Origin of the sequence: Rhizocola hellebori, assembly GCF_016862955.1 — a bacterium.
GTDB lineage: Bacteria > Actinomycetota > Actinomycetes > Mycobacteriales > Micromonosporaceae > Rhizocola > Rhizocola hellebori.
In genome coordinates, this window is record NZ_BONY01000036.1 from 1 (window position 1) to 21,199 (window position 21,199).

Annotated in this window: 21 protein-coding genes; 6 read left to right on the forward strand and 15 right to left on the reverse strand. The window is 68.0% G+C overall.

The window, feature by feature from the left end; translation table 11 throughout:
- Nucleotides 1–8: 8 nt before the first annotated feature.
- Nucleotides 9–1,508, reverse strand: coding sequence for a peptide MFS transporter (locus Rhe02_RS26700; protein ID WP_203911117.1), 1,500 nt, complete (start codon nucleotides 1,506–1,508; stop codon nucleotides 9–11).
- A 143-nt stretch (nucleotides 1,509–1,651) separates the two neighbouring features.
- On the opposite strand from Rhe02_RS26700, the gene Rhe02_RS26705 reads away from it, so the two are divergent.
- Nucleotides 1,652–1,993: an RNA polymerase-binding protein RbpA gene (locus Rhe02_RS26705; RefSeq protein WP_203911118.1), complete on the forward strand. Its 342-nt coding sequence runs from the start codon at nucleotides 1,652–1,654 to the stop codon at nucleotides 1,991–1,993.
- A gap of 9 nt (nucleotides 1,994–2,002) precedes the next feature.
- Here Rhe02_RS26705 and Rhe02_RS26710 read toward each other — a convergent pair whose 3' ends face one another.
- The 9 genes from Rhe02_RS26710 to kdd all read right to left on the reverse strand — a co-directional run bounded on the left by Rhe02_RS26710 (nucleotide 2,003) and on the right by kdd (nucleotide 11,836).
- Nucleotides 2,003–2,485 carry an FxsA family protein gene (locus Rhe02_RS26710; protein ID WP_203911250.1) on the reverse strand — a complete coding sequence of 161 codons (483 nt, stop codon included), beginning with the start codon at nucleotides 2,483–2,485 and terminating at the stop codon, nucleotides 2,003–2,005.
- Nucleotides 2,482–3,261, reverse strand: coding sequence for a polyprenol monophosphomannose synthase (locus Rhe02_RS26715; protein WP_203911119.1), 780 nt, complete (start codon nucleotides 3,259–3,261; stop codon nucleotides 2,482–2,484). The genes Rhe02_RS26710 and Rhe02_RS26715 overlap by 4 nt, the downstream gene beginning before the upstream one ends.
- Nucleotides 3,258–5,087, reverse strand: coding sequence for an apolipoprotein N-acyltransferase (gene lnt / locus Rhe02_RS26720; RefSeq protein WP_239124074.1), 1,830 nt, complete (start codon nucleotides 5,085–5,087; stop codon nucleotides 3,258–3,260). The genes Rhe02_RS26715 and lnt overlap by 4 nt, the downstream gene beginning before the upstream one ends.
- A 163-nt stretch (nucleotides 5,088–5,250) precedes the next feature.
- Nucleotides 5,251–6,534, reverse strand: coding sequence for a glutamate mutase L (locus tag Rhe02_RS26725; RefSeq protein WP_203911120.1), 1,284 nt, complete (start codon nucleotides 6,532–6,534; stop codon nucleotides 5,251–5,253).
- A complete protein-coding gene (gene kal, locus Rhe02_RS26730) occupies nucleotides 6,531–6,905 on the reverse strand; it encodes a 3-aminobutyryl-CoA ammonia lyase (protein ID WP_203911121.1) in 375 nt (124 codons plus the stop codon). Before kal ends, Rhe02_RS26725 begins: the two co-directional genes overlap by 4 nt.
- A gap of 45 nt (nucleotides 6,906–6,950) precedes the next feature.
- Entirely contained in the window at nucleotides 6,951–7,688 is a 738-nt protein-coding gene (gene kamE / locus Rhe02_RS26735; RefSeq protein ID WP_203911122.1) for a lysine 5,6-aminomutase subunit beta, read from the reverse strand.
- Nucleotides 7,685–9,229: a lysine 5,6-aminomutase subunit alpha gene (gene kamD / locus Rhe02_RS26740; RefSeq protein WP_203911123.1), complete on the reverse strand. Its 1,545-nt coding sequence runs from the start codon at nucleotides 9,227–9,229 to the stop codon at nucleotides 7,685–7,687. The genes kamE and kamD overlap by 4 nt, the downstream gene beginning before the upstream one ends.
- Nucleotides 9,213–10,745 (reverse strand): amidohydrolase, encoded by a 1,533-nt coding sequence (locus Rhe02_RS26745; protein ID WP_203911124.1) that lies wholly within the window; start codon nucleotides 10,743–10,745, stop codon nucleotides 9,213–9,215. The genes kamD and Rhe02_RS26745 overlap by 17 nt, the downstream gene beginning before the upstream one ends.
- 5 nt (nucleotides 10,746–10,750) lie before the next feature.
- Complete coding sequence (gene kdd, locus Rhe02_RS26750; RefSeq protein WP_203911125.1) at nucleotides 10,751–11,836, reverse strand: L-erythro-3,5-diaminohexanoate dehydrogenase; 1,086 nt, start codon at nucleotides 11,834–11,836, stop codon at nucleotides 10,751–10,753.
- 112 nt (nucleotides 11,837–11,948) lie between these two features.
- Here kdd and Rhe02_RS26755 point away from each other — a divergent pair, with 112 nt between their 5' ends.
- The 3 genes from Rhe02_RS26755 (at nucleotide 11,949) to Rhe02_RS26765 (ending at nucleotide 14,533) form a co-directional block, all read left to right on the forward strand.
- Nucleotides 11,949–13,319, forward strand: coding sequence for a KamA family radical SAM protein (locus tag Rhe02_RS26755; protein ID WP_203911126.1), 1,371 nt, complete (start codon nucleotides 11,949–11,951; stop codon nucleotides 13,317–13,319).
- Nucleotides 13,312–13,467 carry a hypothetical protein gene (locus Rhe02_RS26760; protein ID WP_203911127.1) on the forward strand — a complete coding sequence of 52 codons (156 nt, stop codon included), beginning with the start codon at nucleotides 13,312–13,314 and terminating at the stop codon, nucleotides 13,465–13,467. Before Rhe02_RS26755 ends, Rhe02_RS26760 begins: the two co-directional genes overlap by 8 nt.
- 82 nt (nucleotides 13,468–13,549) lie before the next feature.
- A complete protein-coding gene (locus Rhe02_RS26765) occupies nucleotides 13,550–14,533 on the forward strand; it encodes an asparaginase (RefSeq protein ID WP_203911128.1) in 984 nt (327 codons plus the stop codon).
- A gap of 3 nt (nucleotides 14,534–14,536) precedes the next feature.
- Here the strand turns inward: Rhe02_RS26765 and gatA are convergent, their stop codons facing one another.
- Nucleotides 14,537–15,964 carry an Asp-tRNA(Asn)/Glu-tRNA(Gln) amidotransferase subunit GatA gene (gatA, locus tag Rhe02_RS26770; protein ID WP_203911129.1) on the reverse strand — a complete coding sequence of 476 codons (1,428 nt, stop codon included), beginning with the start codon at nucleotides 15,962–15,964 and terminating at the stop codon, nucleotides 14,537–14,539.
- A gap of 81 nt (nucleotides 15,965–16,045) precedes the next feature.
- Nucleotides 16,046–16,330: a TFIIB-type zinc ribbon-containing protein gene (locus tag Rhe02_RS26775; protein WP_203911130.1), complete on the reverse strand. Its 285-nt coding sequence runs from the start codon at nucleotides 16,328–16,330 to the stop codon at nucleotides 16,046–16,048.
- Between the two features lie 99 nt (nucleotides 16,331–16,429).
- On the opposite strand from Rhe02_RS26775, the gene Rhe02_RS26780 reads away from it, so the two are divergent.
- The gene (locus Rhe02_RS26780; RefSeq protein WP_203911252.1) at nucleotides 16,430–16,993 is read left to right on the forward strand and encodes a histidine phosphatase family protein; all 564 of its coding nucleotides are present in this window, start codon (nucleotides 16,430–16,432) and stop codon (nucleotides 16,991–16,993) included.
- 4 nt (nucleotides 16,994–16,997) lie between these two features.
- Here the strand turns inward: Rhe02_RS26780 and Rhe02_RS26785 are convergent, their stop codons facing one another.
- Entirely contained in the window at nucleotides 16,998–17,447 is a 450-nt protein-coding gene (locus Rhe02_RS26785; RefSeq protein ID WP_203911131.1) for an Lrp/AsnC family transcriptional regulator, read from the reverse strand.
- Between the two features lie 5 nt (nucleotides 17,448–17,452).
- On the reverse strand, nucleotides 17,453–18,490 hold the full coding sequence (locus Rhe02_RS26790) for an alcohol dehydrogenase catalytic domain-containing protein (protein ID WP_203911132.1): 1,038 nt from the start codon (nucleotides 18,488–18,490) through the stop codon (nucleotides 17,453–17,455).
- 48 nt (nucleotides 18,491–18,538) lie between these two features.
- Here Rhe02_RS26790 and Rhe02_RS26795 point away from each other — a divergent pair, with 48 nt between their 5' ends.
- Nucleotides 18,539–19,513: a hypothetical protein gene (locus Rhe02_RS26795; protein ID WP_203911133.1), complete on the forward strand. Its 975-nt coding sequence runs from the start codon at nucleotides 18,539–18,541 to the stop codon at nucleotides 19,511–19,513.
- A gap of 73 nt (nucleotides 19,514–19,586) precedes the next feature.
- Here Rhe02_RS26795 and Rhe02_RS26800 read toward each other — a convergent pair whose 3' ends face one another.
- Complete coding sequence (locus tag Rhe02_RS26800) at nucleotides 19,587–21,140, reverse strand: acyl-CoA carboxylase subunit beta (RefSeq protein WP_203911134.1); 1,554 nt, start codon at nucleotides 21,138–21,140, stop codon at nucleotides 19,587–19,589.
- Between the last annotated feature and the right edge of the window lie 59 nt (nucleotides 21,141–21,199).

The window sequence follows — 21,199 nt, forward strand, 5'->3', positions numbered from 1 at the left end:
CGCCAGAATTAATGCACGCCGCCCATCAGTCTGGTGAGTTTGCGTGAGGCGACCCAGAAGGCCAGGCCGACGAGGATCGCGAAGATGCCGATGACGCCGTAGTAGACCTTCTCCGGCATCTTCGTCACCAGCGGCGTGACCCAGGTGTTGAGGGCGTTGCCGCATGCGGTGGCAAGGAACCACAAGCCCATGATCTGGCTGGCGTAGCGCAGCGGAGCCAGTTTCGTGGTGACCGACAGGCCTACCGGGCTGAGCAACAGCTCCGCGACGGTCTGCACGAGGTACATGAAGAAGATCCACCATGGCGAGATCAGCCCTCGGGAGGCGGCGGCGATGGCCGCGGTGGCCATGATCAGAAATGAGAAACCGATGAGCATCAGCGACAGCGAGAACTTCTTCGACGTCGGTGGGTTGCGGTCGCCCAGTTTGACCCACAGCCACGCGAAGACCGGGGCGAGGATGAGGATCAGCACGGCGTTGATGGACTGGAACCACGGCGTCGGGATCTGGAAGCTGCCGATCGCGCGCTGCACCTTGTCGTCGGTGAAGGCCGTGATCACCGACCCGGCCTGGTCGTAGATCATCCAGAACAGTGTGGCGCCAAGGAAAATGAACACGTAGGCGGTGACGCGCGAGTGTTCCAGCGGGGTCAGTGTCTTGTCCCGGAACACCACGAAGAAGTAGCACAGCGCCACCACCAAGGGGATGAGCGCGAGGAACGTGGCGATGTGCTTGGGCTCGAAGGTGCCCAGCGCCACGTCGCCGATGAAGAACACAGCGACCGCGGCGACCGCGATGGCCGCGAACTTCAGCAGCCGCCGCGCCTCCCCGTGCACCAATGGCTTGTGCGCCTTGAGCCCCACGCCTTCGAGCCGTTTGCCGCCGAGCACGTACTGGATGACGGCCAGCGTCATGCCGATGGCGGCGATGCCGAAGGCAAGGTGGTATTCGTCGCGTTCCTGGAAGTAGCCGGTGATCAGCGGGGCGATGAAGGCGCCGAGGTTGATGCCCATGTAGAACAGGGTGAAACCGGAGTCGCGGCGCGATTCGGCCAGCTCGGGGTGCTTGTTGTAGAGCTCGCCGACCATCGCCGAGATGTTGGGTTTGAGCAGACCGGTACCGAGCACGATCAGGCCGAGGCCGACGAAGAAGGTGGGCTTCACCGGCAGGGCAAGCGTGTAATGCCCCAGCGCGATGACGATGCCGCCCCACAGCACGCTGCGGCGGGTGCCCAGCAGCCGGTCGGCGATCCAGCCACCGGGCAGGGCCATCAGGTACACCATGGAGTTATAGACCGAATAGATGGTGAAGGCGTCGGCTTCGGCCATCGCGAAGCCGCCCACCGCCAGCGGGGCGGTGAGGAACAGCTGAAGGATGGCGCGCATGCCGTAAAAACTGAACCGTTCCCACATTTCGGTGAGGAAAAGCACCAGCAGGCCACCCGGATGACCGAACCACGTTTTCACCGGGGCAGCCGGTGTCTCCGGCACGCCACCACTAACCGTCATAAAGCGGACAATAGCGTGATCGCCGGTTCAGGTGAGGCAGAAAGGCAGATCACCTAGTACTCTCGTACGGTCCCGGGAATCGCATCGAGGCCCGCGTCGTTGCACGATCTGACTGCTGACCTAAATTCTCAAGGAGTGCTGATATGGGCGAGCGCATGCTGCGGGGAAGCCGTCTGGGGGCCGTCAGCTACGAGTCCGACCGCAATACCGAGCTCGCGCCGCGGCAGAGCCGCGAATACCGTTGCGCCAACGGCCACCAGTTCGAGGTGCCGTTCGCCGTCGACGCCGAGGTGCCCGCGACGTGGGAGTGCAAGTTCGACGGAAGCGTAGCCCGCCTCGTCGATGGCAGCGAGCCCGAGCAGAAGAAGGTCAAGCCGCCGCGCACCCACTGGGACATGCTGCTTGAGCGCCGCTCGGTGGAGGAGCTCGAGGAGATCCTCAACGAGCGCCTGCAAGAGGTCCGATCCCGGCGCGGCCGGGGCTAGCAGCTGAGGCTAGTCGACAATTTCACCTTCGATAACATCCTCCGAGGTCTGCGACTTCGGGGGATGTTTCGTTGTGACCCGCACTTTGCGGGGGCCGAACAGGTCACCGGCGACATTCGACGACACCCGGCGCTCGGTGGCGCGGCGCAGCCGGTCGCGCACCAGCCGCCGCACCGGCGGGATGAGGATCAGCAGGCCGAGCAGGCCGGTCAGGTACCCAGGAATCATCAATAGCAAGGCGGCGAACAGGCCCGTGACGCTCAGGAGAACCTCGTCGCCGGCTGGGTTGCCGGAGTTGGTCGCCGTGCGCAGCTTGCGCCAGCCCCGCAGGCCCTGCTGGCGCACCAGCAGGCCACCGAGCAGGCTCAGCGCGATCAGGCCGATCACCGCGACGGGCAGGCCGACCAGCTGGGCGACGGCCCACAGCGCCACGAACTCCGCCGCCCCCAGCAGCAGGGCGCCCAGCGGAACCCAGCGCAGCTTGCGCATCAGGGCCACGTGCTCTTCGGTTTGAGCGCCCGGCGCACCGAGTTGGCGCGCGACTTGGCGCCCCAGATGGTCACGCGCCAGAGCGCTTCCTTGACGATGGAGCCGCTCATCTTGCTGGCCCCGTGTTCCCGCTCGGCGAAGGTGATGGGCACCTCGGTCATGATGAAGCCGTTGCGGTGGATGCGCCAGGTCAGCTCGACCTGGTAGCTGTAGCCCTGCGACTGGATGGAGGCGAGCTCCTCCTTGTCGAGCACGGCCATGCGGTAGGCGCGGTAGCCGCCGGTAGCATCCTTGATCTTCATGCCCAGCACCGTGCGCACGTAGATGTTGCCGCCGCGGGAGAGCACCTCGCGGTGCAGCGGCCAGTTGACCACCTTGCCGCCGCGTACGTAACGCGAGCCGATCACCGCGTCGGCGTCTCGGAGGGCGTGCAGCAGTTTGGGCAGCTCCTCTGGCGCGTGTGAGCCGTCGGCGTCCATCTGCACCACGGCGTCGTATCCGCGCTCGCGGGCCCAGCCGAACCCGGCGATGTAGGCCGCGCCCAGGCCCTCCTTGCCGGCCCGGTGCAAGACGTGGATCTGCGGGTCGGCCGCGGCGAGCTCGTCGGCGATGCGCCCGGTGCCGTCGGGGCTGTTGTCGTCGGCCACCAGCACATCGACCTGAGGCACCGCCTCGCGCACCCGCGCCGTGATCAGCCGAACGTTTTCCGACTCGTTGTAGGTCGGGATGATCACCACCACCCGGCCTACGCCCGGAACCCCGTCCACCTGCTCACTCATTGAGCGTCTCTCCTACGTCTCGTCACGATGGCCATGGCCAGCAGCACCACCGCAAGCAACGTCAACGCGAACTCTGGCCACGCGCCAACCCTCGTAGCAAGAGTAGTCGACCCACCGATGTGGAGTTCGCGCACTATCACCGCTCTCGTGTTGAAGTCGGTCGCATTGTGCACTTCGCCATCGGCGGTGACAAAAGCGGAGATACCCACCGTCGAGGCCATCAGGGAGTCCCGGCCGTGCTCGACCGCGCGCAGCCGGACCATGGCCAGCTGCTGGGCGGCCTCCGCCTCGTTGAAGGTGGCGTTGTTGGTCTGCACCGCGAGCAGCTGCGCGCCCGATTCGACCACGTCGCGGACCACCTCGTCGTAGGCGACCTCGAAGCAGATGACATCGCCTATCTGGGTACCGGATAGGTCCAGCACGCCGGGAACCTGCCCGCGCACGAAGTCGGTGCGCAGCAGCTTGGCCTGATTGGTGATCGCTTTCGCGATCGGCTCGACGATCGGGCGCAGCGGAAGGTACTCGGCGAAGGGCACTGGATGCCGCTTGAGGTACATCTCGCCGGCGCCCTGCGCCGGGGTCCACACGATGCCGGCGTTTCGCGACTCGTTGTCCCCCGGCCCGCGCAGCACCGCGCCCACCAGAATCGGGGCGTTGATGGCCAGCGCCGCGGAGTCGATGGCCGCGGCGGCGTCGACGTTGAGCAGCGGATCGATGTCCGAGGCGTTCTCCGGCCAGATCACCAGATCGGGTTGCACGGCCTGGCCCGCCTTGACCTGCTTGGCCAGGTCGATGGTGGCCTGAACGTGGTTGTCCAGCACGGCTTTGCGCTGTTCGTTGAACTCCAGCCCCAGCCGGGGCACATTGCCCTGCACCACAGCGACCGTCACCGGCGCACCGTCGGGAATGGACAGCGGCACCGCGAGCCCGGCCACCATCACCGCCACCGCCGCCGCCACCCAGACCAGCGCCCGGCGCACCGCCGCCCCAGAGCCCTCACCACCCGCCGCGCCTTCGCCCAAAGCGCCGCCGCCCAAAGCGCCACCGCCCAAAGCGCCACCGCCCAAAGCGCCACCGCCCAAAGCGCCGCCGCCCGAAGCGCCGCCGCCCGAAGCGCCGCCGCCCGCCCCATCGCTGCCGCCCAATGCACCATCGCCCGCCGCGTCGCTGCCGCCCGCCGCACCGCCGGCCCCAACGCTGCCGCCCAACGCGCCGCCGCCTGCCGTATCGCTGCTGGCGGAAGGGTTCTCTTCGGTGGCGGCCGCAATATCAGTGCGCCCGCCGAGCAGCGAGGGCACCGCCATCGCCGCGGCCACGAGCAGCCCGCCGCCCAGCGCCACCACGAAGGTCACCAGGGGCGCGCCGCCCAGCCCGGCGAAGCCGAGCACCGGCGAGTCGCCCTGGCTGAAGGCAAGCCGCCCCCACGGGAACCCGCCGAAGGGCGCGCGGTCACGCAGGGCCTCCTGCGCCACCCACAGCGTGGCGATGGCCAGCGGCACGCTCCATCGCCGGCGCCGCAGCAGCGGGGTCATCCCGGCGATCGCCGCGCCCAGTAGGCCCAGATAGCTTGCCTGGAACAGGGTCAGCAAAATCCATGGGGTATACCCGACATGCATGTTGGTCCAGGCCAAAAGTGGACCGAAGAAGACAATTCCGGTGATCAGCCCCAGACCCAGCCCTGCTCGCAGCCGCCGTCCCAGACAGGCCAGCGCGAGCAGCGCGACCCCGATGGGCGCGAGCCACCACAGCCCGTAGGGCGGAAAGGCAAGCAGCAGGGCGGCCCCGGCAAGCACCGAGCAAACCAACGCATAGGGCACGGCGAGCACTACATCACCACTTCTTCAAAGACAGAGAACCGGGGCGCGACCATTATGATCGCGCCCCGGTCGTTGGTCCTCTGCCGTGGCGACCTTCGGGCCGACAAGACGTCGTTTTCTACTGGCCCCCCAAACAGAACCCCACGACGGTACGCGTTGCACCGCTACTGGGTCAAGGCCGCAGCCCATCCAGTAGGACTGCCGCCTGATCAGCATGTTCCTCTGCCAACAGGCCGGAGGCGGCAAGGATGTAGCAGGTGTCAACGACCACCGTAGGTGACCGAGGGAGCGGATACCCACCTGCATCGTCATACAATCCAGCCGAAAGTATTGACATTGCTTCGTTCGATGGCCGATGGCGTATTACGCCCCCGGAGCCAACAACGAGCGTTACCGCGCGAAGGTCGCGGCCCCCGCGACGCGGACTGCCCGGCATCGATGCCTCGCCCCGGGCGTGACGGCGCAACGCAACCGCAACGGCAAGGGAAGCAAGCTCAGGATCGGCTTCGTGTATGGGCGTTTCCGGATGTGACGCAAGAAAATCGGCTATTTGCCCCAAAGCCGGATCGTGGGGCAGTTTCTCCGATCGCGCGGCCGCCACCACCCCCGGCGCGGACCATCGCATGCCCAGATCGCCTTCCACCGTGCGGGAAGCCGCCAGCGACCCGGCCACCTCAACCGTGTCATCGTTTTTGAGCACTGAGTACACATCCGTGGTGGCCCCGCCCACGTCGACCACGAGCAGGTCGCCCTCGATCCGCCTGGCCAGCACCTCCACCCCGGTCAGCACCAGATCCGGGGTGGCCCCGCGCACCAGCGAGGTGAAACGCGGGCCCCTGGACAGTTTCTTGCCTCCGATGACATGGTTGAGGAACACCTCGCGGATGGCGGCGCGGGCCGGTCGCGGGTCCAGCACGCCGATCGCGGGCAGGACGTTGGCCGCGCTGGTCACCGGCACCGACGCGGCGGCGAGCAGATCCTCCACAGTGGAGCGGGCGTCGGCGTTTCCGGCCAGCACCACCGGAATCCGCCAGCGGGCCTTGGCCAGCAGGGTCGCATTGTGGATCAGGGTTTCGGCGTCGCCGCCGTCGGTGCCACCGACCAGCAGCACCACATCGGGCCGGGCCGCGCGCAGCTGCGAAAGCGCCGCCCGGTCGAGCCTGCCGGCCGCGACGTGCACCACCTTCGCCCCGGCCGAAAGCCCGACCCGGTGCCCGGCTTCGGCGGTGACCAGCCGCTCATAGCCGACGACGGCCAGCCGCAGCCCACCGCCGGCCGACGAGCACACCAGAATCCGATCCGGGTCGACCCCGGTCGCCGCGACGGCGGCGTCGAGCCCTTGCAGGACATCGGTTTCCACGGTGGTGCGATGACTGCCCGTCGCCACCAGGCGCCCGTCTTGCACGGCAGCCGCCTTGGTGAAGGTCGACCCGACGTCGACACAGACCACCATCATTGTTTTGCCGGTACCACCACAGTGCCCGTCGCGGTCACGGCGACGATCGCGGGATCGAGGACCTGCGCCTGCGACCCTTGCGTGCCACGGCACACCACGCGCGCCTCGAAGTCGATGGTGCGGCTGCGGGTGCCCATCCGGGTGATGGTGGCGCTGATTTCCAGCACGTCCCCGGCCCGCATGGCCGCCTTGAACTGCACGTCGGAGTAGGACGCGAACAGGCCCTCATCGCCGTCGGTGCGGATGCAGACCTCGGTGGCCACGTCGCCGAACGCGGCCAGCGCGTAGGCGCCGTCGACAAGGTTGCCCGCGTAATGCGCGTGGCTGTAAGGCACGTAGCGGCGATGTGTCACGGTAAGCCCAACGCTCATTGCTTTCCCCTCTGCATGACCAGGCTGTATCGGCTTTCGCCGACTTCATCTGCCCTCTCGGGCGACACGGTGCACCAGATAGCTGGCCACCTCCCGCGGCGTGGTGCCGCGCCCGAAAATCCGGTCCACCCCAAGCTCTTGGGTCATCATCTCGTCGAAACGCGGCCCGCCCACGATGAGCAGTGGCCGTTTGCCGGCTGGGAAAGCCTCCCGGAAAGCCGCCGACATCTCCCGCGTGTTGTGCAGATGCGCATCGCGTTGCGTCACCACCTGCGACACGAGCACCGCGTCGGCCTTCTCCGAGCGCGCGGCCGCCACCAGCTCCGGCACGGTGACCTGCGCGCCCATGTTGAGCACCTTCAGCTCGCGGTAGTACTCCAGCCCCTTTTCCCCCGCGATCCCCTTGAGGTTGAGGATCGCGTCGATGCCCACGGTGTGCGCGTCGGTGCCGATGCACGCCCCCACCACGGAAAGCTTGCGCCGCAAGCGCTGCTTGACGATCGTGTTGACCTCTTTCGCGCTGAGCAGGTCGAAGTCGCGCTGCACCACCTGTACCTTGTCCAGCTCCACCAGATGCCGCACGCTGCCGTAGACGACGAAGAAGGTGAACCCGTCGCCGATCTGCTTGGCGTGCACCAGCATCGCCGGCTCGAGCCCCATCTTGGCGGCCAGCTGAAGCGCCGCGCCTTCGGCCAGTTTGTCGTGCGGGATCGGCAGGGTGAAGCTCACCTGCGTCATCCCGTCGCCGGTGGTGTCCCCGTAGGGGCGAACAATCGTCTTCATCGCGCTTCCAGGATCTCGGTGGCGGGGTTGTAGTAGCCGGGCTCGTGTTTGGCGACGCCGTCGAGGCCCTTGCCCCGGTTGGCCGGGCGTTTCATGATGCCGAAGGTCCCGTCGGCGATGGCGTTGAGCAACGTGTCGTCCACGATCTCGGCCAGCAGATCGATGGCCTCATTGAGTACCGTATGAGCCCGCTGTTGAATGAAACCACCCGGCGCGGGCACGAAGTCCTCATGCAGGCCCCCGCAGGCGTTGAGCACGTAGCGCACATTCTGCAGCGCGATGTCGCGGTCGGAAAGCCACGGCGTGACCACGGCCTCGGTCATCATCCCGACGAGCAGGATACCTTGCCCGGTAAGGGTTCCGACCAGGTTGAAGAAGCCGTCGAGCAGGTTGCCGCGGAACACGTCGCCGGTCATGTGTTTGGTGGGCGGCATCCACTTCAGCGGCGCGTCCGGGAAAAGCTCGCGCGCCAGCAGGGCGTGGGCCAGCTCGAGGCGGAACGACTCGGGCAGATCCGGGTTGATCTCGAACGCGTGCCCGATGCCCAGCTGCCAGTCCTGCAGCCCCGCCTCGTGGGCGAAAAATTCGTTGAGCAGCTGAGAAACCGTGACCGTGTGGGCGGCCTCGACCGCGTCGGCGGTGGTGAGGTAGTTGTCCTCACCGGTGTTGATGATGATCCCGGCGCGGGCGTGGATCTGGCGCGAGAACCGTTGGTCGACAAAGGTTCTGATCGGGTTGATGTCGCGGAACAGGATGCCGTACATGGAGTCGTTGAGCATCATGTCCAGCCGCTGCAACCCGGCCAGGGTGGCGATCTCGGGCATGCACAGGCCCGAGGCGTAGTTGGTCAGCCGCACATACCGGCCCAGCTCGCGCGACGACTCGTCGAGCGCGGCCCGCATGAGGCGGAAGTTTTCTTGCGTGGCATAGGTTCCGGCGAACCCCTCCCGGGTGGCGCCTTCGGGCACATAGTCCAAAAGGGACTGTCCGGTGGACCGGATGACGGCGATGACGTCCGCGCCCGCGCGCGCCGCCGCCTGGGCCTGCGGGATGTCCTCGTGGATGTCGCCGGTCGCGACGATCAGGTAGATCCAGGGCCGCTGCTTGGGATCGCCGTGCCGTTTGACGAGCCGGTCGCGCTGGGCGCGGTTGCGGTCGATCGTCTTGATGCCCTGTCCCACAGCGCGTTTGGCGAGCTTGCGGGCGGCGGTGGCGTCCTTGCCCTGCGGCAGCTCGAAACGCACCGACCCGGCCGCCGCCTTCTGCGCGAGCAAAGTCAGATCGCCGAACTCGGCCAGGGCATGGAAAACCGGCAACGCCACCCCGTGGCCCAACCCGACATCGTCGCGTACCTGGTCCACCAAACGGTTCACCCAGGGGATGCCGTCGGTGTCGGCGCCGGTTATCCCGGCCAGCCGCAGCACGGCCCGCTCCACGCTGACGGTGGTGTGGGAGCGGGCCATGTCGACGACGGGCTGACCCGCGCGGCGGGCCAGTTCACGCGCTCTGCTGACAGCGAGGGGATCAAGATTGAGCTTCATAGATTGTCTTTCCACGTAGGACGGTGCGCAGGCATCGGGGTAGCTCGTCACCGGGATCGAGGGTGGGCAGGCTGCCCGTGCGCTGTGTGGTTTGCCAGACGGCGAAGGTGGCCGGGGCGTTGGGCTCCAGCACCCCCTCGCGGTCGAGGTGCACGGCACGCCACCCACCGCGGGTGTGCGCGGCGAAGGCCGATTTGGCGCTCATCCGCTGGACCGGGTTGAAATGCCACATCGCGGCCCGCACGCTGCCCCACGGGTCCAGCGGGGTGACCGGTGAGTCCGAGCCGAAGGCGAGCGGGACCCCGGTGTGGTGCATCTGTCCCATCGGGTTGCTCGCCAGGCTGCGGGCCAGGCCGAGGCGCTGGGCGTACATCTGGTGTTCCCCGCCCCACAGCCGGTCGAAGGCGGGCTGCATCGAGGCGAAGATGCCGTACTCGACGAACTTCGCGATGAGCTGCTTGTCCATGATCTCGGCGTGCTCGACGCGGTGCCGGGCCGCGCGCAGCGCGTCGACCCCCACCGTCTTGGCCGCGATCGCGAAACCCTCGACGATGGTGCTGATCGCGGCGTCGCCGATGGCGTGGAAGCCGCCCTGCATCCCGTGCCGGTGGCAGTCGACGAGGTGTTCGCCGACCTGCTGCGCGGTGACGTACCCGTGCCCGCACTCGCCGCCGTCAGTGTCCAGATAGGACTCACGGACGTGGGCTGTCCGCGAGCCGAGCGCCCCATCGGCATACAGATCGCCACCGGCGCCCACCGCGCCGAGCTCGCGGGCCCGCTGGGCGCCCATCAGCTCGCCCCAGAACCCGTACACCTCAGGCAAACCCTGCCCCGACAGCGCCAGCAGCGCGGTGAAGTCCTCCGGGCTGGAGGTGCCCGGCCCGCCGCACTCGTGCACCGCGGCGATGCCCAACGACGCGGCCTTGCTCAGCGCCGCCCGCTGCGCGGCCTCCCGCTGCGCCTGGGTGATCCGGCCGAAAGCCTGTTCCCTGACCACATGATGAGCATCGCGGCGCACCCACCCGGACGGGTCGAAGCCCGGTGCATCGGCGGCCATCGTCAGCAGGTCGCTGCTGACCAGCGCCGAGTGGATCGAAGCCTGGGACAGGTAGACGCTGCGCCCGGCCGCCGCCCTGTCCAGCTCCAGGCTGGTCGGCGGGGTCTGCTGGCTGCCCCAGGTGGACTCGTCGAAGCCGTGCCCGAGCAGCACCCCGCTGCCCTTGGCGGCGAAACCGGCCACCGCGTCGAGCAGCTCACGCGGTGAACGCACCGCCGACAGGTCCAGGCCGAGCATGGCCAGCCCGGTGTCGGTGGCGTGCACGTGCGCGTCCACGAACGCCGGCGTGATCAGGGCGTCGCCGCAGTCCACGGTGGCGTCGGCGGCGGGCGCCTCGGCGGAGCGGCCCAGCCACGCGATCTCACCGTCGCGCACCAGCAGCGCGTCGGCGTCGGGCACGGCCGGGGTGCGCACCGCCGCCGCGGTGTACAGGATGCTGGGGGTGGTCGTCGTCGTCATAGGAATCAGTCTGCTGCCAGGCGTGCCTCGAAGAGGGCACGCACGGCAAAATTGGTGCGCACCAGGTCCACCGCGTACTCGGCGTGACCGGGCACGTAGCCGTTGCCGATGAGCATGTTGACGTCCGCGGCGAGCCCTTCGGCGCCCAGCGCGGCGGCCGAGAAACTGGTCGCCATGCTGAAGAAGATCACCGTGCCGCCCTGGGCCGTGGCCAGGATCGCCCCGTGCTCACAACCGGGCACGTCGACGCAGACCACCGTCACATCAACGGGTTTGCCGATCGCCTCGGCCAGCGCCACCGGGTTACGCGCATCGGCAATGACCACCTCATCGGCCAACGCTTCCCCACCAGACATCCCCGCGCCACCGCCGCCGGGAAACCCAGCGGCGGGAGGCGGTTCGGCGGCGGAGGCTGCCCGGAGCAGGTCGTGTTCGGCCTGGTGCGGGACAACGGCGACGATGCGGGTGGCGCCGGCGTCGCGGGCGGCGGCCAGCGACAGCGATCCGGATTTGCCTGCCGCGCCGATGACGGCGACGCTCGCACCCGGGTAGCGGGCCACGACCCGCGCGGTCAGGGCCGGGGCGCCGCAGACGTCGAGCGCCGCGAGCGCCAGCTCGGGCGACAGATCGTCGGGCAGGACAGCGGCGATCGACCGGGCGAACAGGATGGCGTGGCCTTCGCAGGGGACCTGCTCGGATCGGCCGTCCCAGCGGGCCAGGCCGTCGGTGATCGCCAGCGGGGTGAGCGTGAGCGAGACCAGGGTGGCCACGCGGTCGCCGACCTTGAGGCCCAGCGGCGAGGCCGCGCCCACCTCGGCGACCGTGCCGATGAGCATGCCGCCGGAGCCGGTCACCGGGTTTTGCATCTTGCCGCGCTGCTCGACGATGTCGAGCACGGCCTGGCGGACCCCGGCCGGGTCATGGGTGCCGCTGAGCTGCCGGAAGCTTGCCGCATCGAGATTGAGCCGCTCGACCGAGATGCGTACTTCGTCCTGGGAGATAAGGGCGCTGTTGTCCAATTTTGCGGCCGCCTGAGGCAAAACACCCTGAGGATCTATGACACGGTGCAGGCCAATGGGCGAGCTCGTCATTTTTACTGTCCCTCCGGCGCCATACGAGAAATTCTACGGGATAATAGTTGGAAGACCGTAGAACTTCCAGTATGGTCCAGCAGACGCAACGATGCTTCCCGGAGGCAGCCACATGGACCAGCCGTACCTCTACCGCCGCACCGAGCTAACGGAGCCCGACTGGACCCGTTTCCCCGGATGGCGCGATGTCACGCAGGCCCAGTGGGAGTCGGCGCAATGGCAGCGGGTCAACTGCGTCAAGAACATCAAGCAGCTGCGGGCGGTGCTCGGCGACCTCGTCGGCGAAGAGTTCTACGCCGACCTGGAGGCCGACCAGAAGTCCATGGCCACCATGTCGATGCTGGTGCCACCCCAGATGATCAACACCATGGTGCGCAGCTTCGATGTGGCCGACATCACCGACGCCTTCTACGCCGACCCGGTGCGCCACTACATGATCCCGGTCGCCTCCGACCGGCTGCCCGAATGGCCGTCGCATCCCTTCTCCAAGCGCGACTCCCTGCACGAACACGACATGTGGGTAGCCGAGGGGCTCACCCACCGGTACCCGACAAAGGTATTGGCGGAATTGCTGTCGACCTGCCCGCAGTATTGCGGCCACTGCACCCGGATGGACCTGGTCGGCAACTCCACCCCCACCGTCGACAAACTCAAGCTGTCACTCAAGCCGGTCGAGCGCTACGACGCCCACATCGCCTATCTCAAAGCCCACCCCGGCGTGCGTGACGTCGTGGTCTCCGGCGGAGATGTGGCCAACGTGCCATGGCGCAATCTCGAGGGGTACCTCATGCGCCTGCTCGAGATCGACACCATCCGCGACATCCGCCTGGCCACCAAGGCGCTGATGGGGCTTCCCCAGCACTGGCTGCAGCACGACGTGGTGGAAGGGCTGGAGCGGGTGGCCCGCACCGCGCGCAGGCGCGGCGTGAACCTCGCCATCCACACCCACGTCAACCACGCCAACTCGCTGACCCCGCTGGTGGCCAAGGCCGCCAAGACCGCGCTCGAAGTCGGCGTCCGCGACGTGCGCAACCAGGGTGTGCTCATGCGCGGCGTCAACGCCGACAGCCACAGCCTGCTCGACCTGTGTTTCGCGCTGCAGGGCGAAGCCGGCATCCTGCCTTACTACTTCTACATGTGCGACATGATCCCCAACGCCGAGCATTGGCGCGTCGCCGTCTGGCAGGCCCAGCAACTCCAGCACGACATCATGGGATACCTGCCCGGATACGCCACGCCGCGCATCGTCTGCGATGTCCCGTTCGTCGGCAAACGCTGGGTTCACATGGTCACCGAATACGACCGTGAACACGGAATCTCCTACTGGACAAAGAACTATCGCACCTCCATCGAAGCCACCCACGACGAAGACGTGCTGGCCAAACGGTATGCCTACTACGATCCGATCGACACCCTCGCCGAGTCCGGCCAAAAGTGGTGGCGAAAGTCCGAAGTGGACCGTGTACCCTCCGAGGATGCGTAGGGCACAGCTCGGCGGTGGGTTGTTTATCGGCTGCACCCTGTTGGGGGTGGGCATCGGCATGCTGTTCGATCGTGTGGCCCCGGGCGCGCTGATCGGCGTGGGAGTCGGCTTCGTGCTGACCGCCATCCTCAGCGGCTTCAGCCGCTGACATCCCGGGTTTGCGAGCGCGGCACCAACAGCGGGCACTTAAATGAGCTGGTGACCGTTTGCCTGAGCTCCCGGAGATCGAGTTGAGTAAGATCCTGATCTATTCCCTGGGCGGGACGATCGCGATGACCTCGGTCGGGCCCGGCGGCTCGATAGTGCCCACCCTGAGCGCCGCCGAGCTGGCCTCCTACCTGCCCGCGCAGCTACTCAAGGGCATCGATATCGAGGGCCGCTCGTTCCGCCAGCTCTCCGGCTCCTCCATCGGCTTCGGCGACCTCACCGCGCTGCTGCGCGAAATGCGCCAAGCCGCCCAGGGCGGCATCACCGGCTTCGTGGTCACCATGGGCACCGACAGCATCGAAGAAGCCTCCTTCCTCATCGACCTGCTCTGGGACTGCGAACAGCCCATCGTCGTCACCGGCGCGATGCGCGGGCCGTCACACATCAGCCCCGACGGGGCATTCAACCTCGCCGCCGCCGTCGCCACCGCCAGCAGCCCGCAGGCCCGCGGCCGCGGCTGCCTCGTCGTGCTCAACGACGAAATCCATTGCGCCCGTTGGGTTCGTAAGATCCACACCACCTCCGGCAACGCCTTCAGCTCCGGCATCGTCGGCACAGCGGGTGTCCTGATCGAGGACGAGGTCCGCTTCCTGCAACCCCCGCTGCGCCAACCGGTCTACCCGCTGCCCGACCTCACCGCGGTCAAGACCGCGCTCATCGTCTCGGTCGTCGGCGACGACGGCACCCTCTACACCAAGCTCGACGACGGATCCTTCGACGGCGTGGTCATCGCCGGCTTCGGCGCCGGACACGTGCCTGCGGCAGCCGTCGACGCCATCGACAAGCTGGCCCGGCGCATCCCGGTCGTGCTCGCCACCCGCGTGGACTCCGGCCCCACCCTGCGGCGCACCTACGGCTACCCAGGCTCAGAGGTCGATCTGCTCGGCCGCGGGCTGGTCTGCGCCGACCTGCTCGACGCCCTCAAAGCCCGCCTGCTGCTGCACGTGCTGATCGCCAACGGCATGAGCCGCGACGCCATCGAGTCCGCCTTCGCCACCCACGGCTAGCCCCTACGCGGGCGTGAGGACCTTCTCCAGGGCACGGCCCGCCGCGATCACATTGGCGTCCCCGCCGCGCGGACCCGACAGCTGCAACCCGATCGGCAGGCCGGCATTGTCCGTGCCCGAGGGGATCACCAGCGCCGGGATGCCGGCCAGGGCCGCCGGAACCGAGTAGATGTCCTGCAGATACATCGTCATCGGATCTTCGATCTTCTCGCCGATCTTCCAGGCCGTGGTGGGCGAGATCGGCGACAGCAGCACATCGAAATCGCGGAACGCCGCCGCGAACTCGTCCGACAGCTTGCGGCGCACCTTGGTGGCATTGAGATAGAACTTGTCCTGGTAGCCTGCGGACGCGGCGAAGGTGCCCAACATGATGCGGCGCTTGGCTTCCGCACCGAAACCGTAGGTGCGCGACCGGTCGATCATCTCGTCCCAGTTGGGGGCGCCCGCAGCCCGGTAGCCGTACTTCACCCCGTCATAGCGGGCCAGGTTGCTGGCCGCCTCCACCGAGGCCACCACGTAGTAGATGTAAAGCGCGTACTCGGTGAGCGGCAACGAAACCCGATCCACCGTCCAGCCCAGATCCCGGGCGTACTGCGCCGCGCGCTGCACCGCCTCCTGGATCTCGGGCTGACACGCCTCGCTCATGTACTCGTCCGGGATGCCCAGCCGCATCTTCTTCGGCGCCGAATGCAGGTCGGCGCGGTCCGGCAACGAGGTGCTGTCACGCGGGTCCCGCCCCATAATCATCTCGGTGAGGCAGGCGGCGTCCTCCACCGTGCCGGCCAGCGGGCCGATCACGTCAAGCGAAGAGGCGAAAGCCACCAGGCCGTAGCGGGAGATGCGCCCATAGGTGGGCCGGAACCCCACCACACCACACATCGCGGCGGGCTGGCGCACCGAGCCGCCGGTGTCTGTGCCCAGCGCCCACGGGACCATGCCGGTGGCCACCGCGGCCGCGGAACCGCCCGAGGAGCCGCCCGGGATGCGATCGAGCGCATGCGGGTTGCGGGTCGGCTGGAAAGCCGAATTCTCTGTGCTGGAACCGAATCCGAACTCGTCCATATTGGTCTTGCCGACGATCAGCAGGCCGCCGTCGAGCGCTCGCTGCGCCGCGGTCGACGTGTAGGGCGCCACATAGTTTTCCAGGATGCGTGAGCCGCACGTCAATGGCTGCCCCTTGACCGCGATGTTGTCCTTGATCGCGATTGGCACCCCGGCGAAGCGCGGCAGCTCCTTACCCGCCGCCCGCTGCTCGTCGACCTGGCGCGCCTGGGCCAGCAACAGATCGCGGTCGGCATAGGAGACAAAAGCCTTGACCTGCGGATCAGTCTTGTCGATCGTGTCGAAGGAGGTCTGGAGCAGCTCGGCGGAGGAGACCGTTCTCTCCCGCAGGGCATCGCTCATTTCGACGGCTGTCCGCAATTCGGTCATGGATCGCAAGCTTACCCAAGCGGATTTGCGGGGCGCGAAGCCCACGGCCGCCAGTCGGCCATGGGCCCCGGCCGCTCTGCCTCAGTCGAAGAGTTCTTCGAGGAAGTGCTTGTGCTTCTTCTTGTATTGGTGCCCGCCGTAGCCATAGCTGTCGTGGCCGTAACCGGAGTGCGACTGGTGGGACTGGCTGTGCTGCTGCTGGTGCCCGCCCCCGCCGTGCCACGCGGTCTCGGCCTGGGTCAGCCGCTCCAGCTCACCGCGGTCCAAAAAGATCCCACGGCACTCGGTGCACTGCTCCAGGGTGATCCCGCTGCGCTCGTAGGAACGCATCTCGCCGTGGCATTTCGGGCATGTCATCTGCTGCATGGGTCTGACCGTAGCTCAGCCGGGCAAACGCCGTGCGAACCACCACGGGTCACCCCCTCTTGGGCATCCTAGGCAGCTAGGAGTGGGATTATGAGCGATATGAGAGAGATCGTCCTTCTCCGGCACGGCCAGACCGATTGGAGTGCCGCCGGTCGGCACACCTCCTTCACCGACCTGGGCTTGACCGCCGAGGGCGAACGCCAGTCGGCGCACCTTGGCGACGTGCTCGCCTCGCGTGCCTTCGCCGCAGTGCTTTCCAGCCCGCTGCGCCGGGCGCAGCAGACCGCCGTCCTGGCCGGGCTCACCGTCACCGCCACCGACGATGACCTGCTGGAATGGAACTACGGGGCCTACGAGGGGCGCACCACCGCCGAGATCCGCAAGGAACGGCCGGGCTGGTCGGTGTGGACCGACGACAGCCCGGGTGGCGAGTCCGCGGCCCAAGTGGGGATCCGCGCCGACCGGGTGCTCGACCGGGTCCGGGCCATGCTGCCCAGCGGCGACGTGGCCCTGGTCGGACACGCTCACCAGCTGCGGGTGCTCACCGCGCGCTGGCTGGGCCTGGCACCCTCGGCCGGGGCGCTGTTCCGGCTGGAGACGGCGACGCTCAGCGTGCTCGGCTACGAACGTGAGAACGCTGTGCTGTTGCGCTGGAACGGTTAGCGGGTCAGTCCAGGCGGACCTGGGGCGGGCGCTGCTCGAAAGGCGTCGACAGCACCACCGTGGTGCGGGTGGTGACATTGGCCGACGTGCGGATCTCCTGCAGCAGGCGCTCCAGATCCGTGGGGGACTTCACCCGTACCAAGAGAATGTAGAAATCCTCACCGGCCACCGAGAAACACGACTCGATCTCGGGCAGGTGGGCCAGGCGTTCCGGCGCGTCATCGGGCTGCGCCGGGTCAAATGGCCGGATCGCCACGAAGGCGGTCAGCGGCAACCCGATCGCCTCGTAGTTGACCTTCGCGCCATAGCCACTGATCACGCCGCGCTGCTCCAGCCGGCGGACCCGTTGGTGCACGGCGGAAACCGAGAGCCCAACCTGCGTCGCCAGGTCCGTATAGGACATCCGGCCGTCGGTGGCCAGCGCGGCGACTATCGCCTGATCGGTCTCCTCCACGGCGCTCAAGTTACCACCAGTACCTTGAGTGCCGAGCGGCCGTTCATTGCCGCATATCCGTCCGGTACCCCGTCCAGCCCCACCCGCTGATCGAAGACCGGCGACGGGTCGAGGCTGCCCGCGAGCACATCGGCCAACAGCTCGGGCAGGTACTTGCGGGCGGGCGCCACCCCTCCGCGCAGCGAGACATTGCGGTCAAACATCTGTCCAATGTCGACACCCGCGGATCCGCCGTGTGGCACCCCGACGAAGCCGACGCTGCCGCCGTCGCGGGCGATGGCGATCGCGGTCTGCATCGACTGCTCGGTGCCAACGGCCTCGATGACCGCGTGCGCGCCCTGCCCGCCGGTCAGCTCCCGCACCGCCTCCACCGCGGCGTCGCCGCGCTCGGCTATCACGTCGGTGGCGCCGAAGCCCAGGCCGATCGCGGTGCGCTGCTCGTGGCGGCCCAGCAGGAAGATCCGCTCGGCGCCCAGCCGGGCGGCGGCCAGCACGCCGCACAGACCGACGGCCCCGTCCCCCACCACCGCCACGGTCTGGCCCGCGGCCGTGCCCGCGGCCAGCGCCGCGTGATGCCCGGTGCACATGACATCGGACAACGTCAAGATCTTGATCAGTGTGCCGTCGTCCAGCCCCGGCGGCAACGCCACCAGCGTGCCATCGGCGAAGGGCACCCGCACCGCCTCGCCCTGCCCGCCGTCCGAGCCCGCCTGCCCCCAGAAACCGCCCTGCGCACATGAGGTGTAGAGCCCTTCGGCGCAGAAGGCGCACGTCCCGTCCGACCACACGAACGGCGCGACGACCGCGTCCCCGGGTTTCACCGAACTCACCTGCGGGCCGACCGCCTCGACCACCCCGACGAACTCGTGTCCTATACGCTGCCCGGGCTGTCGTTTGGCTACGCCCTGGTAGGCCCAGAGATCGCTGCCACAGATGCAGGCGTGCGTCACGCGCACCACCGCATCACCCGGCTCACGCACCACCGGGTCGGGCACTGTGTCCATGCGGATGTCAAAGGGGGCGTGGATGACCGCAGCGCGCATGTGATCATCCTAACCGGGGCAACCAAATAGCTCATCCAGAAGGTAGTAGTGGACATGAATGCAGGCGGCATCCTCGCGGACCGGAAAATCCGGCGTCGCCGCCGCATCCTGACCGCGGCAACAGCCGCCGCGATAGCTGCTCTCATTGGCGGGTATCAGTTCCTGCCCGCCGCGCCTGTCCCACCGGCCGAATCGGCATCCCCATCCCCTTCCCCCTCCGCGGCGGCCGAAATCGGCCACGGCCTGCGGCTCATGGCACACGACGTGGTGCCGCTGTCGGCCAAGAGCCTCAGCCTGGTCTGGACCCCCACCTCCGCCAAAGGCACCCACATCTCCTCGATCTGCCGGGACGTCGAGTCGGTGGAAGTACAGGTGGAAGTCCTGGTCAACGGCAAGCTCATCTACACGGGCAGCTGCGCGAGCAGCACCTTCACCACCTTCGAGGACGTACCAGGAATGCGCCTGGGCACCCCGGCCACCGTGATCATCAAGGCCACCGGCGCGGTGCGCTACGACCCTGTCACCAATGCGAGTATCAGCGTGCCCGTGCCCGCCATCGGCGCGCTGGAAGTCGATGTTTACCAGCGGCTTTCCTTCGAGGAGGCGGTGCTGCCGACCCGCCCGGCAAACCTGAAGCCGTTACAGGACACCAACCAGTGCCTCGGCGTGCGGAGCAACCCGGGCGACCCGCTCCAGCCCGCCACCGTCTCGCTCATCTGGGACGACACCATCTTCTACCTGGCCGAATCGCAGACACCCGGCGAGCTGGAGCTGGCGGTCAACGGCCACAGCCTGATGACCTTGGGGTTCTGGGACTACGACCTAACCCCGTACATAGGCTCATGGGACACCACCCAGCCCGGTCCGGGCCGTGACGGCTTAACACCCCCGCAGCGCGGGCAGACGGTGACCCTGAGCGTCACGCCGCGCCACGTGACCGGCGCCTGGCAGGTCAAGTTCGACTGGATTCCCAGCGGCCCCACGCAATTTGCCATCCCGAGGCGCTGCGGTGGCGACCGATAGACCGGTCACCAGGTGTCGACCGGGGGCGGCTGCCAGCCGCTGCCGGTGGGCCGGCTGACCGCGCCCAGTCCGGTCACCAGGTGTCGATGGGGCGGCGGCTGCCGGCCAGGCGGCCACCGGCAGCGGCCGCGTCGAGTGTGGCGGCGATGATCCGGCGCGTGTCGGCCGGGTCGATCACGTCGTCGATCTCGAACACGCGGGCGGCGTTGAGCGCCTTGGCTTTCTCGCGGTAGACCTCGGTGAGCTGGCGCACCGCGCGCTCCCGCTCGGCGTCGTCCGCGATGGCCTCCAGCTGCTTGCGCATCCCCAGTCGTACCGCGCCCTCCAGGCCCATCGGGCCCAGATGCGCGCTGGGCCAGGCCAGTGTGAGCACGGGCTCGTGGGTGCTGCCGCCGAGCATTGCCTGCGCGCCCAGGCCGTACCCGCGGCGCAGCACCACCCCGATCAGTGGAACCTGCAGCCGCGCCCCGGCCACCAGCAGGCGAGAGGTGTGCCTTACCAGCGCGGTCTTCTCGGCCTCCGGGCCGACCATCATCCCCGGAGTGTCCACAAGGGACACCACCGGCAACCCGAACGAGTCGCACAGCTGCAGGAAGCGGGCCGCCTTGTCCGCCGCGTTGCTCGTGATGGCGCCGGCCATGTGCAGGGTCTGGTTGGCGATCACCCCGACCGCCCGGCCCTCGAGGTGGATCAGCGCGGTCACCAGCTCAGGCGCGAACTTCTCCCGCAAGAAGGTCACCGAGCCCTCATCGGCCAGGGTGGTGACGACCGGCCGGACGTCGTAGGCGACCTGCTCGCGTTGCGGCACCACACTTCTGAGCCGCTCCTGGCCGGCCGCGGCCGCCGGGGCGGCGTGCCCCTGGAAGTAGCCCAGCAGCTTGCGCGCCACCGCTACCGCCTCCGCCTCGTCGCGCACCGCGACATCGACCACGCCGTTGCGGGTCTGCACGTCGATCGGGCCGATCTCCTCGGGTTCGAAACGGCCCATGCCGCCACCAGCGATCATCGCGGGGCCGGCCATGCCGAGGTTGGAATTGCTTGTCGCCACGATGAAATCGGAGCATCCGGCGATCACCGCATTGCCCGCGAAGCATCTTCCGGCCACCACCGCGATCCTGGGCACCACCCCGGAAAGCTTGGCCCACATGGCAAACGAGCGCACGTCCAGGGCGGAGACCACGGGATAGTCGCTGTCACCGGGCCGGCCCCCGCCGCCCTCGGCGAAGAACACCACCGGCAGCCCGAGCCGCTCGGCCAGCCCGAGCAGGCGGTCGGTCTTGTGATGGCCGCGCATCCCCTGCGTCCCGGCCATCACCAGATAGTCGTAGGACAGCACCGCGCACGGCAATCCGTTGACCCGTGCGGTTCCGCCGACAAGACCGTCCGCGGGCGTGCGCTCGATCAGCTCCTCGACGCTGCGGTGCTGCTCCTGGGCGGCGGTGGCGAAGGCTCCGTACTCCACAAAGGAATCCTCGTCGACAAGGTCGGCGATATTCTCCCGGGCGGTACGGCCACCGGCCGCATGCCGCGCGGCCACCGGCTGCGGGCGTGCGGCGTCGAGCGTCAGCGCTCGCCGCCGTGAAATCTCCTGCAGTGCGGACCCATCTGTCGCCTCAGCGCTCGCCATGCGTAATTTCTACTATGACCCTTGGCCGCGCTGGAAAGCTCGCTCGTCCAAGCCTTTGT

What these genes read in the sequence shown, in the direction of transcription:
- Rhe02_RS26755 (WP_203911126.1), top strand. Translation starts at nt 11,949, where the DNA reads ATGGACCAGCCGTACCTCTACCGCCGCACCGAGCTAACGGAGCCCGAC.
- gatA (WP_203911129.1), bottom strand. Translation starts at nt 15,964, where the DNA reads ATGACCGAATTGCGGACAGCCGTCGAAATGAGCGATGCCCTGCGGGAG.
- kamD (WP_203911123.1), bottom strand. Translation starts at nt 9,229, where the DNA reads ATGAAGCTCAATCTTGATCCCCTCGCTGTCAGCAGAGCGCGTGAACTG.
- kamE (WP_203911122.1), bottom strand. Translation starts at nt 7,688, where the DNA reads ATGAAGACGATTGTTCGCCCCTACGGGGACACCACCGGCGACGGGATG.
- Rhe02_RS26705 (WP_203911118.1), top strand. Translation starts at nt 1,652, where the DNA reads ATGGGCGAGCGCATGCTGCGGGGAAGCCGTCTGGGGGCCGTCAGCTAC.
- kdd (WP_203911125.1), bottom strand. Translation starts at nt 11,836, where the DNA reads ATGACGAGCTCGCCCATTGGCCTGCACCGTGTCATAGATCCTCAGGGT.
- Rhe02_RS26760 (WP_203911127.1), top strand. Translation starts at nt 13,312, where the DNA reads ATGCGTAGGGCACAGCTCGGCGGTGGGTTGTTTATCGGCTGCACCCTG.
- Rhe02_RS26725 (WP_203911120.1), bottom strand. Translation starts at nt 6,534, where the DNA reads ATGATGGTGGTCTGTGTCGACGTCGGGTCGACCTTCACCAAGGCGGCT.
- kal (WP_203911121.1), bottom strand. Translation starts at nt 6,905, where the DNA reads ATGAGCGTTGGGCTTACCGTGACACATCGCCGCTACGTGCCTTACAGC.
- Rhe02_RS26780 (WP_203911252.1), top strand. Translation starts at nt 16,430, where the DNA reads ATGAGAGAGATCGTCCTTCTCCGGCACGGCCAGACCGATTGGAGTGCC.
- Rhe02_RS26745 (WP_203911124.1), bottom strand. Translation starts at nt 10,745, where the DNA reads ATGACGACGACGACCACCCCCAGCATCCTGTACACCGCGGCGGCGGTG.
- Rhe02_RS26775 (WP_203911130.1), bottom strand. Translation starts at nt 16,330, where the DNA reads ATGCAGCAGATGACATGCCCGAAATGCCACGGCGAGATGCGTTCCTAC.
- Rhe02_RS26800 (WP_203911134.1), bottom strand. Translation starts at nt 21,140, where the DNA reads ATGGCGAGCGCTGAGGCGACAGATGGGTCCGCACTGCAGGAGATTTCA.
- Rhe02_RS26790 (WP_203911132.1), bottom strand. Translation starts at nt 18,490, where the DNA reads ATGCGCGCTGCGGTCATCCACGCCCCCTTTGACATCCGCATGGACACA.
- Rhe02_RS26715 (WP_203911119.1), bottom strand. Translation starts at nt 3,261, where the DNA reads ATGAGTGAGCAGGTGGACGGGGTTCCGGGCGTAGGCCGGGTGGTGGTG.
- Rhe02_RS26700 (WP_203911117.1), bottom strand. Translation starts at nt 1,508, where the DNA reads ATGACGGTTAGTGGTGGCGTGCCGGAGACACCGGCTGCCCCGGTGAAA.